Below are 12,909 nucleotides of genomic sequence, written 5' to 3' on the forward strand. Positions count from 1 at the left end.
TGCAAAGCGCGGGTTTCGGCCAGACGTGGCGAGTGCTGCCGCCGAGGCTGCGGGCTTCTCAACCTCCGAGGAGCCCACGATGTTCTTTCGCTTCCTGCTCGCCGGCCTGACGCTGAGCACCGCCGCGCACGCCGCCACGGTCGGCACGCTGACCTTGCCTGCCGAAGAGGATGGCGGCGCCGTCACGCTGTTCTATCCGACCGCCGCAGCCGGCCGACCGGAGACGCGCGGCGACCTGAAGCTGATGCTGGCGCCGGATGCGCCTCCGGCGCCGGGCAACGGCCGGCTCGTTGCCATCTCGCACGGCTCGGGCGGCGGACCCTGGGTGCACACGGCGCTGGCGCAGGCGTTGGTGGACGCCGGTTTCGTCGTCGTGCTGCCCCTGCACCGCGGTGACAACTGGACCGACCCCGGCCGGCCCGGCCCCGACAGCTGGAAGCAGCGCCCCGCCGAGATCAGCCACGCCATCGACCGCGTGGCCGCCGACCCGCGCTTTGCCGGCCTGAAGCTGGACAAGGTGGGCGGCTTCGGCATGTCGGCCGGCGGCCACACCATGCTCAGCCTGGCAGGCGGCGCCTGGTCGCCCGAACGTTTCCGGGCGCGCTGCGAGCAGGATCTGGCCGTCGACTTCTACAGCTGTGTCGGCCTGGCCACGCAGCTGACCGGCGGCTCGCTGGACGGCTTCAAGCTCTGGCTGGCGCAGCGCGTGCTGAACTGGAAATTCCGCGGCGACGCAGCGCCGCAGACGCACAGCGATCCGCGCATCGCCGTGCTCGTTGCCGGCGTGCCGGCCGCGGCCGATTTCGACCTCGCGACGCTCACCCGGCCGCGTGTGCCGCTGGGCCTGATCACGGCAGACGGTGACCGCTGGTTGCCGCCGCGCTTTCACAGCGGGCCGCTGCTGGCCGCCTGCCAGGGTTGCGAGCTGCTGGCCGACCTGCACGGCGCCGGCCATGGCGCGCTGCTGGCGCCCACGCCGAGGCCGGCCGAACTCGGCCGGCTGGAATGCGACCTGCTGTGCGACCCACCGGGCTACGACCGCCCGGCGACGACGGCGCTGTGGGTGGGGCGCACGGTGGGCTTCCTCCAGCGCCACCTGCTGAATTAGCGCGGCGGCAGCGCGCGCTCCACGTCGAGCAGCGCCTGGTTCAGCACGGCGAACACCCAGGTGCCGTCGTCGGCTGCGGTGTTGGTGAAGCAGAAGCTCGCGCTGCGGCCCTGCGCGTCGATGGCGAGCAGGCTGGAGAAGCCGCGGTACTCGCCGTCGTGGGCCAGCACGGCGCGGCCGTCGATGTCGGTGGCGATCCAGCCCAGCGCGTAGTCGCCCGCCTTCAGCGCCTTGATGCGCTGCAGATAGCCGCCGGCCAGCGGCGTCGCTTCGCCGCGCAGCGCGCGCAGGTGCCAGCGCACCCAGGCGGCGTAGCTGTCGGGCGTGATCGTCGTGCCCTCGCCGCCGGGGCGCAGCACGTCCAGCCAGGCGGCGGTGTCGGCGTCCTCGGGCGTGAGCGGGCTGAGCTTGCCCTTGCCGCCCTCGTGGCCCACGGGGCGGGCCGTGAAGGCCTGGTCGGCCGCCGTCCAGCCCACGGTCAGGCCCAGGGGCTTGGCGAGGTCCTGCTCGAACAGGTCGGTGAAGGGGCGCCCGGTGCGCGCTTCCAGCATCAGCGCGGCCAGCGCGTAGCCGGCGTTGGAATAGAAGAAGGTCTCGCCCGGCGTGACGTTGGGCGGCGGGCTCTGGGCCAGCAGCCAGGTGGCGAAGAAGCGCTCGCGGCCGGCCAGCGTGGCGGGCAGCTCGCCGCTGTAGGCCTGCAGATAGGCCAGGAAGCGCACGATGTCCTCGGCGCTCTTGAAGGCCAGCAGGCCGCCGCGATGGGCCAGCAATTGTTCCAGCGTGATGTTGCGGTAGGCCGGCTGCATGCCGGCGGCGAGATCGGGCAAGGCCTCGGCCAGCGTCGTCGTCCAGGCGATGGCGCCGCGCTCCACGAGGCGGCCGGCCAGCGCGGCGGTCATGGCCTTGGTCGTCGAGCCGATCATGAAGGCGTCGCCCGCCTGGATCTTGGCGGCGCCGCCAACCTGGCGCAGGCCGGCCAGGGCCTGGGTTGCGTCATCGGCCGTCAGGTGCTCCAGGGCGATGCCGGCCAGGCCGTTGGCGACGGCTGCGTCGGCCGACTTCTGGAGCTGGGGTGCGGGGCTCGAGTCAGAACCACCGCCACAGGCGGACAGGGCGAAGACGGTGGCCAGGGCGAGTGTGCGAAGCAACATGGAGAGGCGTCGTAGTGAAGACGCTTCTCATTCTTCGCAGCCGACCCCAAGGCCAGCCAAAGACCGTTCAGGGGAGGGCGCTGTCCACCCAGGCGCCGAGCTGGGCGGCCGTCATCGCGCCGCTCTGTCGCGCCACCTCTCGGCCACCGACGAACAGCACGGTCGTCGGGATGCTGCGGATCTGCAGGCTGGCGCTGCTGCGTTGTGCGGCGTCGCTGTCCACCTTGACGAAGCGGATGTCCGGCCGGGCAGCGGCGAGTTGCTCGAAATGCGGCGCGTAGGAGCGGCAGGGGCCGCACCAGGCCGCCCAGAAGTCGACAAGGACCGGCGCTTCCGTGCCCTGCAGGTAGGTGGCCAGATCGGCGTCGCCGAGGGCCACGGGCTTGCGCGGCGCGACCGGGCCGCCGCAGCGGCCGCAGGTCGGGTCGTCGGTAAGGCGTTCATCGGGCACACGGTTGCGGGTGCCGCATTGAGGGCAGACGAGCAGCATGGGATTGAATTTAGTCCAAGGGTTGCGGGGCAGCGCCGTGCGCGGCGCCGCGTGCCGACGTAGGTCGGGCCTGACAGCGTGATCTCAATCTGCGAGCTGCTCGATCTGCTGGCGCACCTGCTTCAGCACCTCGTTGGCCAAGGCCGCGTCGGTCTTCAGCACGCCGCGCGAGATGGCCATGGCGCCGATGAGGGCGGCGGCGGCCAGCGTGGCCTTGGCCGGGTTGTCGCCCTTAGCGGCCAGCACGGCCTGCAGGCCGTCGCGCAGCTCCAGGAAGCCGGCCGTGTAGCTCTGGCTCACCGCCTCGCTCTGGCGCCCGGTGTCGCAAGCGGACGTGACGACCGGGCAGCCGGCCGCGTGGTCGTCGCGCACGCGTCGGCTCAGGTATTGGTCGAGGTAGGTGGCCAGCGTGGGCGCCTTGCCGCTGCCGGCCTTGGTGGTCCAGTCGAAGCCCCGGCGGAAGCTGTGCGCGAAGGCCTGGGCCGCCAGGTCCTGCTTGTCGGTGAAGTGCTTGTACAGCGCGCCATGCGTGAGGCCGGCGGCCTTGCAGATGTCGGCCACGCCGACGCCGTCGATGCCGTGCTGCTTGAACAGCCGGGCTGCTGCCTCCAGCAGCGCCAGCCGGTTCAGTTCGGACTGTTCCTTGGTCACCTTCATCACAAAGCCTTCGGATCAGCAGGGTGGTTGCAGTGTTTTGATTATGGTTGATATCATTGATTTATTGAAATCAATCGCAATCATTGATTGCAAGGTGATGTGATGCTTGCTCCCCGTCTTGCCCAGTTGCTGCAGCGCCGCGGCATTCACTACGCCTGGGTCGTTGCCGCGCTGACCTTTCTGGCCATGCTGATCACGTCGGCCGCGCTGGGCTTGCCCGGTGCGCTGATGCAACCGCTGACCAAGGAGTTCGGCTGGAGCACGACGGAGCTCTCCTCGGTGTTCGCCACGCGCTTCGCGCTCTTCGGGCTGCTGGGCCCGTTTGCGGCCGTGGTGCTGATGCGCTTCGGTGTGCGCAATGTCGTCGCCTTGGCTTCGGCCACCATCGGTACCACCCTGCTGCTGGGTGCCTTCATGCACAACCTGACGCAGGCCTTTGTGCTGTGGGGCGTGGTGCTGGGCTTCGGCACCGGCATGACGGCCATGGTGCTGGGCGCCACCGTCGTGAACCGTTGGTTTGTCGAGCGCAAGGGCTTGGTCATGGGGCTGCTGGCGGGCAGCAGTGCGACGGGCCAGCTCGTCTTCCTGCCGCTGGCCACCTGGCTCATCGAGACCCATGGCTGGCGCAGCGCGCTCTTCCCGGTCGTGGCTGCAACCGCCGTCGTGGCCGTGCTGGTGTTGCTGTTCGTGCGCAACTCGCCCGCCGACCTGGGCCTGGCGCCCTATGGCGCGCTGGAAGGCCAGCCGCAGCCGGCCGCAGGCCCGAAGCCCACCTGGACGCTGCCCTTCGAAACCCTGGCCAGCGCGGCCCGCGTGCCGGCCTTCTGGGTGCTGGCCGGCAGCTTCTTCATCTGTGGCCTCAGCACCAACGGCCTGGTGCAGACCCATTTCATCTCCCTGTGCGGCGACCGCGGCCTGGGGCCCGTGCCGGCCGCCTCGGTGCTGGCCATGATGGGCATCTTCGACCTCGTCGGCACCACGCTGTCGGGCTGGCTGTCCGACCGCTTCGACAACCGCAAGCTGCTGTTCTGGTACTACGGCCTGCGCGGCCTGTCGCTGTTCTGGCTGCCGTATTCCGACTTCACCGTCGCCGGCCTGTCGACCTTTGCCGTCTTCTACGGCCTGGACTGGATCGCCACGGTGCCGCCCACCGTCAAGCTCGCGGCACAAGTCTTCGGCCCGGCCCGCGCCGGCCTGGTGTTCGGCTGGGTGTTTGCCTTCCACCAGCTCGGTGCGGCGACGGCAGCCTTCGGTGCGGGCTTCTCGCGTTCGGTGTTGCTGTCCTATTCGCCGGCGCTGTTCGTGGCGGGTGGGGCCTGCCTCATCGCGGCGGTGGCAGTGATGGGGGTGCGCTCGTCAGCAACAAGGGCGGCTGCGGTGGGGGCTTGAGGGCCAGATCCGTCACTCGGACCGGGCGCGACGGGAAAGCCACAACGCAGCACCGAAGACAACCAGGCCGACAGCTAGGGCCGGCACCAAGGTCACGACGAGGTTGCCGTCTGGCGTGGCCCACGACACGGCACCTGCGGTGATGACGGCAGCGGTCAACCCGAGCACGATGGCCGGCAATCTGGCTTTCTGGCGATCGTTCATGGATGTGCCTTCCAACGGGTTGCTGTCATGGGGTGCGGATGCGATCGCACTGCATGACTTTGCCATCGAACCCTTCCATGATGAACGACCCGCCGCACACCCGGCTGGCGGCGGGCCCGGATGATCGAGCGTTGCACGCACCCCGCTCAAGCCCGCTTGTCACGGGCGCGCTGGCTGCCGGCCTTGCCGATCGCCTTCCACTTGCTGCGCTGCTCGATGCGCTCCAGGGCTGTCATGTCGCCGCGATGGGCGTCACGCATCAGCTTCTGGTAGTTCTCGATGCGGTCCGCATCGACGTGCGCCCGTACCACGCACCCCGGCTCGCTTTCGTGACGGCAATCGCGAAACCGGCATTGCTGCGCGAGCGCCTGCACGTCGTCGAAGGTCGCGGCGAGCGTCTCGGCATCCGCATCGGGCCGGAACGTGCGCAGGCCCGGCGTGTCGATGATGCAGCCGCCCTGCGCGCAGCGATGCAGTGAGCGTGCCGTCGTCGTGTGGCGGCCGCGGCCATCGCTGCTGCGCACCGCGCCCGTCATCTGCCCAGCCTCGGCCAGGGTGTTGATGAGCGTCGATTTGCCAGCACCCGAGGACCCGAGCAGCACGAGCGTCTGGCCCGCGTGCAACCACGGGCCGATCTCGGTGCATGCCTGGCGCGACAGTGCATTGACCGGCAGCACCGGCACGGTCGCGGGCAGGCGGGCGTACATCTCGGCGATGCGCGCCTTCGCGTTCGGTGCGATGTCGAGCTTGGTCAACACGACCACGGGCGCCACGTCGCAGGCGCGCACCATGGCGATGTAGCGCTCCATGCGGCGCGCGTTGAAGTCCGTATCCAGCCCCATCACCAGGAGGGCCGCGTCCACGTTGCTGGCGAGCGCCTGGCGGCGCCCGTCGTTGGCGCGACGAGCAATCTGCGTGACGGGGTCGACTCGTTCGACGACCCAGGCTTGGCCGTGTGCGTCGATGTGAAAGCTGACCCAGTCGCCGACGGTCAGCTGTTGGGCTAGGGCCTGGAGGTGTTGCACCAGTCTTGGCAACACGCGCGCCTGCTGTTCAATGCGGCCGTCATGCAGCGTGAAGCGGTCGCGCTGGGTCTCGATCACGCGTGCCAGGCGCATGCCCGGTTCGAGCGCGGCGAGTTGCCCGGCTCTGCTTGCGAGGGCGTGTGTGAGCCCGAGCGCGCGCAGCGTCTCAAATTCGATGTCGATCATGGGAGTCCAATGAAAGTCGGCTTCGTCCGCGCGTGCGCGGACCCGCCCTGCGCGCGACGGCGCGCAAGGGACAAGAAGGAAGGGGAAGCCGGCCGCGACTGACGCGGCGATCAATGGACCCGCGGTGAACGCAGGGTCTGGCGCAAGTTCAGTGGTGCTTGGCGCTCAGGCAGCCGACATGAGGAGGGCGACACGATCTGCTTGTTCCATGGCTATCTCCTTTGCGGCTGCGTTGATGAAGGGCGCAAGTCTGCCAGCGGCGTGTGGCGCACGTCAACCGTTGATCGCTGCGTGGTGTTGGCGTTCTTCCAACTCCCGTTGAGAAACGACGGCGACTGTGTACCGCCCGACGTTCAGCAGGCGCTTGACGCCGCGGCTTGCCCGGTCTGCCAGATGCGCGGTGGCATAGGGGCCGAGCCTCTTGGCTGGGTAGAAGCCCTCTCCATCGACGACTTCGATCCAGTGCGTGTCGTCGTTTCCGTTCGTCATGCCATCTGCCTGTGGGAGCTGCCTTGCCCGCAGTGTGCAGATCGCCGGTGAGGCCCATATGAGGTCAGTGTGAAGTGCCCCGCTCGAACACGAGGGCGCAGCCGCGCCCGTCCAGCCCATCCTCGATGCGGATGCGGCCTCCCAGCCGCAGCGCGGCGCGGCGCACGATGGCCAGGCCCAGGCCGGTGCCGCTGACGTCGCTGCCGGCCGCGCCGCGCCAGAAGCGGGCGAAGGCAGCCTCGCGCTGTGCGGGCGGGATGCCAGGGCCGTCGTCGGCGACGCGCAGTGTGAAAGCACCTGAGCCGCCCTCCAGCGTGACGGCAATGCGCCCGCCGCGCGGCACGTAGCGCAGCGCGTTGTCGACGAGGTTGTTCAGCACCGATTCGAAGGCCGTGCGGTCCAGGCGGGCGGGCAGGGCAGGCGGTGCGTCGAGGGACAGCTCCAGCCCCAGGTCGAGCGCGCGCGGGGCGGCCTGGGCCAGGGTCTGTTCGACGATGGCAGCGATGTCCAGGCTCTCTTCAGACGCGCTGTGGCCTTCGTCCAGCGTGGCCAGTGTCAGCAGCTGACGGCTCAGGTGGGAGGCGCGTTGCAGTGCGGCGTCCAGCGCGGCAGCGGCCTGGCCGCGCTCTGTATCGTCAGTCGCATGGGCCAGCAGATGGGCTTGGGTTGCGACGACGGCCATGGGCGTGCGCAACTCGTGGGCGGCGTCCTGCACGAAGGCGCGCTCGCGTTGCAACTGGGCGCGCAGCCGCGCGAGCAAGTCGTCGAAGGCGGCGGCCAGCGGTTTGAGTTCATCGTGCTGCGGCGTGAAACCCAGCGGCGACAGGTCTTGCGCATCGCGCCGCGCGACGGTGTCGGCCAGCAGGTTCAGCGGGCGCATGCCGCGGCGCACCGCGATCCACAGCGGCAGCAGCACGAGGGGAAAGGCCAGCAGCAGATAGCCTGCCAGCTCGCGGCCGAACCAGCCCAGCACGGTGGTGTCGCCCACGCGGGGTTCGGCGAGTTGAAGGCGCCAGGGACCGGCCTGTGCCTTGCCCAGCCAGTGCGTCTTGCCGGTTGCGGTGGCGGCACCGGGCGTGGCGAACACGGCCTGCCCGTCGGCGGCCTGCAGGCTGAACTCGACATCGCCGACCAGCATGCCGCCCTCACGTCGCAACCGGTTCACCTCCCTGGCGCGGGTCTGCACCACGAGGCCGGCATCGCGGGCATCGGTGATGTCGGCCAGCGATGCGGCCATGGCCTCGGCCAGGGTCTGCACGCCGGGGTGCTCGGCCATGCCGACCTTGAACTGCAGGAAGTCCAGTGTCATCACCGCCGCGGCGACGAGAGCGAAGGCCAGCAGCAGCGCACCCAGCACGCGGCGCAGCAGCGTGGGCCGCCACAGCGGCTGCAGCAGACGCCTCATGCCACGAGCTGGTAACCAATGCCGCGCACGGTGCGGATGCGTTCGGCCCCGATCTTCTTGCGCAGATTGCTGACGTGCATCTCCAGCGTGGCGGCATCCACCGGCTCGTCCAGCGGCGCGAGGCGTTGGGCGATACGGCCCTTGGCGACAACGGCGCCGGGCTCGCGGGCGAGTTCGACGAGCAACTGGAACTCGCGCGCGGTCAGTTGCAGCGGCTCGCCGGCCAGGCGCGCTGCATGGCCGCGCGGCTCGATGACGAGATCGCCGAGTTGCCAGGATTCATGCGCCTGGCGGGCGCTGCGGCGCACGACGGCATGGATGCGCGAGACCAGCTCGGGAATGGCGAAAGGCTTGAGGACGAAGTCGTCGGCACCGCTGTCCAGGCCGGCGAGCCGGTCCTCCAGCGCAGTGCGGGCGGTGATGACGATGACGGGCGTCGCGGCATCGGCGCGGCGCCAGCGGGTCAGCAGGTCGAAGCCGCTGCCGTCGGGTAAACCGAGGTCGAGCAGCACGCAGTCGGCGGCCACGTCGCAGAGCTGCAGTGGCGCATCCTGCGCGCGGCGCAGCCATTCGCAGCTGAAGCCCTGCTGGCGGAAAGCGGCCTGCAGGCTGCGACCGAGGTCAAGGTCGTCTTCGATGAGCAGCAAATGCATGGCCGGCGATTGTGGCCGGCCAGGCTCAAGCGCAGCCAAAGGTCATTTGACGATGGAGACCACCAGCCGCAAACCCGGGTCACCATGCTGCGCGGTCAGCGTCCAGCCATGGGCCTGGGCGATCTCCTGGCAGATCGCCAGGCCCAGCCCGGCACCATGGTCGCGGCGGTGGGCACCGCGCCAGAAGCGCGCGAACAGCTTGGGGAGCTGGTCCGGCGTCACGCCGGGGCCGAAGTCGCGCACCGACAGCGTCGTGGCGTCCACGTCGATCATGATGGCCGTGCCGGCCGGCGCGTGCTGCACGGCGTTCTCCAGCAGGTTTTTTAGCAGCGTGAAGAGGGCGCCGCGGTCGGCATTCCATTCAACGGCGCCCGCCCGCGGCGCCAGCTCGATGCGCACCCGCGCGGCCTGGGCCATGCGCTCCAGGTATTGCGCCGCCTCGTGCGCCACGTCCTGCACATCGATGGGCGCGAAGCCGTAGTTGTGCGCTTCGCTGGCCTCGGCCAGCAACAGTAGCTGCTGCACCTGGCGCGTCATGTGGGCCACGTCGCGCAGCAGTGAGTCGCGATCGCTGCCCGGATTCGTCAGCTCGATCTGCGCGCGGATCAAGGCCAGCGGCGTCTTCAGCTCGTGGGCTGCCGTGGCCAGGAACTCCTGCTGCACGCGGTAGCCGTGCTCCACCCGTTCCAGCACGCGGTTGAAGCTCTCCACCAGCGGCGCGATCTCGGTTGGGGCGCGCTCGCTTTGCAGCCTGGCATGCAGGGAGCGCGGCGAGATCGCGGCTGCTGCGGCCGACAGCGCCTGCAACGGCTTTTGCACATGGCGCATGGTGATGAAGGCGCAGACGCCGAACACGAACAGCAGCACCGCGCTGAACAGGCCGATACCTATGCCCATGAAGGGCAGCGCGAACTCGAGCCTGATCAACTCGGCCAGCCTCGCGCTGTTGGCCATCTGAAAAAACCACTGTCGACCGCCGTGTTCGATGACCGCGGTGGCGCCTTGGAACGGGGTGCCCGCCCGGGTGAAATCGATACGTCCAGGCTTTGGCGCCCCCACCTTGTCGCTGGCCGGCGGCCAGAGGGCATCGCCCGCCGGCGACTGCAGGACGACCCGTCCCGAGCTGTCGAGGACGCGATACGCAACCTCTTCCTTCATGGTCTCGAAGACCCAGGCATGCTCCTCGTCAAAGCCGACGGGTGCCCCTGACGCGTCGAACCTCAGGTGTTCCGCCAAGCCTTCGGCGTTCTGGTTGACGTCTTCCTCCAGCAGGATGGGACTTCTGAAGACCAGCAGGCCCTTGATGACCAGCACGATGATCAGCACGCTCAGGACGACGCCGGCCACGTAGGCCAGGATGACCTTGAAGCTGAGGCTATTCGTCCACGCCCGATTCACGAAGCGCATATCCCTGGTTCCTCACGTTGACGATGCGCTGGCGCGAGCCGATGGCCCCCAGCTTGCGGCGCAGCCGGTGCAGGGCCACGTCCAGCGCGTTGGGCGTCACGGCCTCGTCCAGCCCCCAGCCGGCGGCTTCGAGCGCGCCGCGCCTGACGGTCTCGCCCGCCTTCTCCACCAGCAGCAACATGATCTGCATCTCGGCCGCCGCCAGCGTGACGTTGTCGTCGCCGCAGCCGAGCGTGCCGGCGTCCGGGCGCAGCAGCAGGTCGCCGTGCCGGGGCGCGAGCGTGCGGCTCTCCACCGGCCGGCGCAGCAGCGCACGCACGCGCGCCACCATCTCGTCCATCGCGAAAGGCTTGGCCAGGTAGTCGTCGGCGCCGGCTTCCAGCCCCTCGACGCGGTCATGCAGCGCGTCGCGAGCCGTCAGCACGAGGCAGGGCGTGCCCAGCCCCGCATCGCGCAGCCGCTTCAGCAGCTCCAGCCCGTCGCCGCCCGGCAGGCCGCGGTCGAGCACCAGGGCGCGGTAGGGAATCTGCTGCAGGGCTTGCCAGGCCGCACTCACCCGGTCGACCACATCGACGGCGATGCCGGCGTTGGCCAGCCCTTTGCTGATCAGCTGCGCCAGTCGTTCGTGATCCTCGACCAGGAGAATGCGATTCATCAGAAGCGGTAGAGATAGCCCAGCAACACGCGGTTCTCGGTCGAGCGATCGACCAGCGGGCTGTTCTTGATCTCCTTGGCCAGGCTGGTGACGCCGACGTCGAGGAACATGGAGTGGTGCCGGTCGAACATGTAGGCGCCGCGCAGGCCCAGCTCGGTGTTGATGCCGGCCTTGGCCGAATAGGCCGCGCGGCCCACCTGCGCCTCGTGGCTGCGGACGCCGAAATAGTAGTCGACGTATTTCTTGTCCAGCCACACCGCGCCCAGTCGCGGCGTCAGCATCATCTGCGGGCCGAGCTGGAAGTTCTTCTCCAGGCTCAGGCCGAAGCGCTGGCCCTTGCTGTGGCCGGAGGCGTCCGCCGACCAGTCGGCGTTCACGTGGGCGATGTCGTTGCGCCAGGTGGCCTTGGCCCCGACCCAGAACCCGCTCTTGCGCTCGTCCATGCCTTTCAGGATGGGGGCGTCGTCGGCCTCGTAGCCGCCCATGTCGAAGCGGCCCACCAGGCGGAAGTCGATGGATTGCCTTTCGCTGATGCCTAGGCGCGGCAGCTTGACCTCGGCGCCCAGGCCGCTGAACTTGAACCATGCGTTCTCGTAGGTCAGCAGGGGCAGCACCCGGGTTTCGCGGTCCATGCCGGCATAGGGCTGCTGCTTGGAGATCGCGGCGATGCCCAGACCCCAGGACGAGGCCTCGCCGTCCTTGCCATCCTTGTCTCCGGGAGCCGCCGCCGCAACCAGCGGCGCCGCCGCCGCGCACATCAGGGCCAGGCGCGCCAGCGCGGCAGGCAGTTGGGAGGGAGAGAGGTACAGCTGTCGCATGAGCGTTCCCGGGGCGGGCAAGGTGAAAGGGCGCCCATCGTCGGCGCGGCCGTCTTACCGCCTACTTACCGGGCGGCTGCGGCGCGTGGGGCCGGCGCAGTAAGTGCCCGGAAAGTCGTGCGGCCGAACAGTCGGTGCCGATGAGATTCACACACCCTTCCCGCCTGGTCTGGGCCGCTGCAGGCCTGATGCGTGCAGCGTCTGCGGCGCCGGGGCAACCCCGCTTGCCTCAAGGGGCGCAGCAGAGCGCTCTTGTCACGTTGCACGAGGAGGACGCGCGCGGCGATGACCCGGAAGCCGCGCGAGGCGCCCGTAACGACCTGGGCAGCACTTCACCGAGGACATGACATGCAAGCCTCCACCCAACGTCTCCTGTCGACCTTCTGCGTCGCCCTTGCCGGCGCGGCCGTCTCGCTCGTCAGCGCCGCAAACGCGCCGCCACCGGAGTTGGCGGCGCCCGTGGCGTGCGGCCTGCTGGCCCAGATCACTCTTGCGCCGCGGTAAGTGTTCGGCAAGACGACCCCGGCCACGATGCCCATTCCGTCAAGGATGAAGCGAGGCCTCTCATGCTGTCTGTCAAACCCTTCCTGCTCGCCCTGCTGCTGGGCGCCACCGCACTGCTGTCGGGCTGCGCCACGACGCAGAACCCCGACCCGCTGGAGTCGGTCAACCGCAAGACCTTCGCCTTCAACGAGGGCCTGGACAAGGTGGTGCTGAAGCCGGCAGCCACGGCTTACAAGACCGTCGTACCGACGCCGGTGCGCACGGGCGTGTCCAACTTCTTCGCCAACCTGGGCGACCCCTGGTCAGGCGTGAACCTGATGCTGCAGGGGCGGGTGAAAGATGCCTTGTCCGACTTTGCCCGCTTTGGCACCAACACGACGGTGGGCCTTTTGGGCTTGCTGGACGTGGCCACCGGGTGGGGGATGCCGCGCCACGGCGAGGGTTTCAGCGACACGCTGGGCGCCTGGGGTTTGGGCGGCGGCGCCTACCTCGTGCTGCCGCTGATGGGGCCGTCCGACCTGCGTGGCGCAGCGGCCTTTCCCGTCAACAGCCTGGCCAGCCCGACGGGCCAGGTCAACGACGTGGGCGCGCGCAACACGATGACGGTGGTCGGTCTGATCGACAAGCGCGCCAACCTGCTGGATGCCACGCGGATGATCGATGAGGTGGCGCTGGACAAATACCTGTTCGTGCGCGACGCCTACCTGCAGCGGCGTGCGCAGCGCGAGGGCGACCGGGCAGGAGAGGGCCAGGCTGAGCGCTGACAGC

Annotated in this window: 15 protein-coding genes; 4 read left to right on the forward strand and 11 right to left on the reverse strand. The window is 69.4% G+C overall.

What is annotated here, in order from left to right:
• The first annotated feature begins 79 nt into the window (after nt 1-79).
• On the forward strand, nt 80-1,108 hold the full coding sequence (locus AC07V5_RS13350; RefSeq protein WP_495116162.1) for an alpha/beta hydrolase family protein: 1,029 nt from the start codon (nt 80-82) through the stop codon (nt 1,106-1,108).
• Here the strand turns inward: AC07V5_RS13350 and AC07V5_RS13355 are convergent.
• From AC07V5_RS13355 to AC07V5_RS13365, 3 genes are all read right to left on the reverse strand, one after another.
• Nucleotides 1,105-2,259, reverse strand: a complete 1,155-nt coding sequence (locus AC07V5_RS13355) for a serine hydrolase domain-containing protein (protein ID WP_495116163.1) — start codon at nt 2,257-2,259, stop codon at nt 1,105-1,107. The two genes, AC07V5_RS13350 and AC07V5_RS13355, sit on opposite strands and share 4 nt — an antisense overlap.
• Before the next feature lie 67 nt (nt 2,260-2,326).
• Nucleotides 2,327-2,749: a thioredoxin TrxC gene (trxC, locus tag AC07V5_RS13360; RefSeq protein WP_495116164.1), complete on the reverse strand. Its 423-nt coding sequence runs from the start codon at nt 2,747-2,749 to the stop codon at nt 2,327-2,329.
• 84 nt (nt 2,750-2,833) lie between these two features.
• Nucleotides 2,834-3,406 carry a TetR/AcrR family transcriptional regulator gene (locus tag AC07V5_RS13365; protein WP_495116165.1) on the reverse strand — a complete coding sequence of 191 codons (573 nt, stop codon included), beginning with the start codon at nt 3,404-3,406 and terminating at the stop codon, nt 2,834-2,836.
• Between the two features lie 102 nt (nt 3,407-3,508).
• On the opposite strand from AC07V5_RS13365, the gene AC07V5_RS13370 reads away from it, so the two are divergent.
• Nucleotides 3,509-4,795 (forward strand): MFS transporter, encoded by a 1,287-nt coding sequence (locus AC07V5_RS13370; protein ID WP_495116166.1) that lies wholly within the window; start codon nt 3,509-3,511, stop codon nt 4,793-4,795.
• A 12-nt stretch (nt 4,796-4,807) separates the two neighbouring features.
• On the opposite strand, the gene AC07V5_RS13375 is transcribed toward AC07V5_RS13370, so the two are convergent.
• The 8 genes from AC07V5_RS13375 to AC07V5_RS13410 form a co-directional block, all read right to left on the reverse strand.
• A complete protein-coding gene (locus AC07V5_RS13375) occupies nt 4,808-4,999 on the reverse strand; it encodes a hypothetical protein (RefSeq protein WP_495116167.1) in 192 nt (63 codons plus the stop codon).
• 146 nt (nt 5,000-5,145) lie between these two features.
• Nucleotides 5,146-6,210 (reverse strand): ribosome small subunit-dependent GTPase A, encoded by a 1,065-nt coding sequence (gene rsgA / locus AC07V5_RS13380; protein ID WP_495116168.1) that lies wholly within the window; start codon nt 6,208-6,210, stop codon nt 5,146-5,148.
• A 273-nt stretch (nt 6,211-6,483) separates the two neighbouring features.
• Nucleotides 6,484-6,699, reverse strand: coding sequence for a hypothetical protein (locus tag AC07V5_RS13385; RefSeq protein WP_495116169.1), 216 nt, complete (start codon nt 6,697-6,699; stop codon nt 6,484-6,486).
• A gap of 64 nt (nt 6,700-6,763) precedes the next feature.
• The gene (locus tag AC07V5_RS13390) at nt 6,764-8,104 is read right to left on the reverse strand and encodes a sensor histidine kinase (protein ID WP_495116170.1); all 1,341 of its coding nucleotides are present in this window, start codon (nt 8,102-8,104) and stop codon (nt 6,764-6,766) included.
• Nucleotides 8,101-8,757, reverse strand: a complete 657-nt coding sequence (locus AC07V5_RS13395; RefSeq protein WP_495116171.1) for a response regulator — start codon at nt 8,755-8,757, stop codon at nt 8,101-8,103. The genes AC07V5_RS13390 and AC07V5_RS13395 overlap by 4 nt, the downstream gene beginning before the upstream one ends.
• A 42-nt stretch (nt 8,758-8,799) precedes the next feature.
• Entirely contained in the window at nt 8,800-10,164 is a 1,365-nt protein-coding gene (locus tag AC07V5_RS13400) for a sensor histidine kinase (RefSeq protein WP_495116172.1), read from the reverse strand.
• Nucleotides 10,133-10,819, reverse strand: a complete 687-nt coding sequence (locus AC07V5_RS13405; RefSeq protein WP_495116173.1) for a response regulator transcription factor — start codon at nt 10,817-10,819, stop codon at nt 10,133-10,135. The genes AC07V5_RS13400 and AC07V5_RS13405 overlap by 32 nt, the downstream gene beginning before the upstream one ends.
• Nucleotides 10,819-11,637: a MipA/OmpV family protein gene (locus tag AC07V5_RS13410; RefSeq protein WP_495116174.1), complete on the reverse strand. Its 819-nt coding sequence runs from the start codon at nt 11,635-11,637 to the stop codon at nt 10,819-10,821. Before AC07V5_RS13410 ends, AC07V5_RS13405 begins: the two co-directional genes overlap by 1 nt.
• Nucleotides 11,638-11,985: 348 nt before the next feature.
• On the opposite strand from AC07V5_RS13410, the gene AC07V5_RS13415 reads away from it, so the two are divergent.
• Both AC07V5_RS13415 and AC07V5_RS13420 read left to right on the forward strand, forming a co-directional pair.
• Nucleotides 11,986-12,141: a hypothetical protein gene (locus AC07V5_RS13415; RefSeq protein ID WP_495116175.1), complete on the forward strand. Its 156-nt coding sequence runs from the start codon at nt 11,986-11,988 to the stop codon at nt 12,139-12,141.
• A gap of 62 nt (nt 12,142-12,203) precedes the next feature.
• Entirely contained in the window at nt 12,204-12,905 is a 702-nt protein-coding gene (locus tag AC07V5_RS13420) for an MlaA family lipoprotein (RefSeq protein ID WP_495116176.1), read from the forward strand.
• Nucleotides 12,906-12,909: the final 4 nt, after the last annotated feature.

It is taken from the genome of Roseateles sp. GW821-FHT02E12 (assembly GCF_059421665.1).

Coding starts and splice junctions, on each gene's coding strand:
- AC07V5_RS13350 (WP_495116162.1), top strand. CDS start 80: ATGTTCTTTCGCTTCCTGCTCGCCGGCCTGACGCTGAGCACCGCCGCG.
- AC07V5_RS13355 (WP_495116163.1), bottom strand. CDS start 2,259: ATGTTGCTTCGCACACTCGCCCTGGCCACCGTCTTCGCCCTGTCCGCC.
- trxC (WP_495116164.1), bottom strand. CDS start 2,749: ATGCTGCTCGTCTGCCCTCAATGCGGCACCCGCAACCGTGTGCCCGAT.
- AC07V5_RS13365 (WP_495116165.1), bottom strand. CDS start 3,406: ATGAAGGTGACCAAGGAACAGTCCGAACTGAACCGGCTGGCGCTGCTG.
- AC07V5_RS13370 (WP_495116166.1), top strand. CDS start 3,509: ATGCTTGCTCCCCGTCTTGCCCAGTTGCTGCAGCGCCGCGGCATTCAC.
- AC07V5_RS13375 (WP_495116167.1), bottom strand. CDS start 4,999: ATGAACGATCGCCAGAAAGCCAGATTGCCGGCCATCGTGCTCGGGTTG.
- rsgA (WP_495116168.1), bottom strand. CDS start 6,210: ATGATCGACATCGAATTTGAGACGCTGCGCGCGCTCGGGCTCACACAC.
- AC07V5_RS13385 (WP_495116169.1), bottom strand. CDS start 6,699: ATGACGAACGGAAACGACGACACGCACTGGATCGAAGTCGTCGATGGA.
- AC07V5_RS13390 (WP_495116170.1), bottom strand. CDS start 8,104: ATGAGGCGTCTGCTGCAGCCGCTGTGGCGGCCCACGCTGCTGCGCCGC.
- AC07V5_RS13395 (WP_495116171.1), bottom strand. CDS start 8,757: ATGCATTTGCTGCTCATCGAAGACGACCTTGACCTCGGTCGCAGCCTG.
- AC07V5_RS13400 (WP_495116172.1), bottom strand. CDS start 10,164: ATGCGCTTCGTGAATCGGGCGTGGACGAATAGCCTCAGCTTCAAGGTC.
- AC07V5_RS13405 (WP_495116173.1), bottom strand. CDS start 10,819: ATGAATCGCATTCTCCTGGTCGAGGATCACGAACGACTGGCGCAGCTG.
- AC07V5_RS13410 (WP_495116174.1), bottom strand. CDS start 11,637: ATGCGACAGCTGTACCTCTCTCCCTCCCAACTGCCTGCCGCGCTGGCG.
- AC07V5_RS13415 (WP_495116175.1), top strand. CDS start 11,986: ATGCAAGCCTCCACCCAACGTCTCCTGTCGACCTTCTGCGTCGCCCTT.
- AC07V5_RS13420 (WP_495116176.1), top strand. CDS start 12,204: ATGCTGTCTGTCAAACCCTTCCTGCTCGCCCTGCTGCTGGGCGCCACC.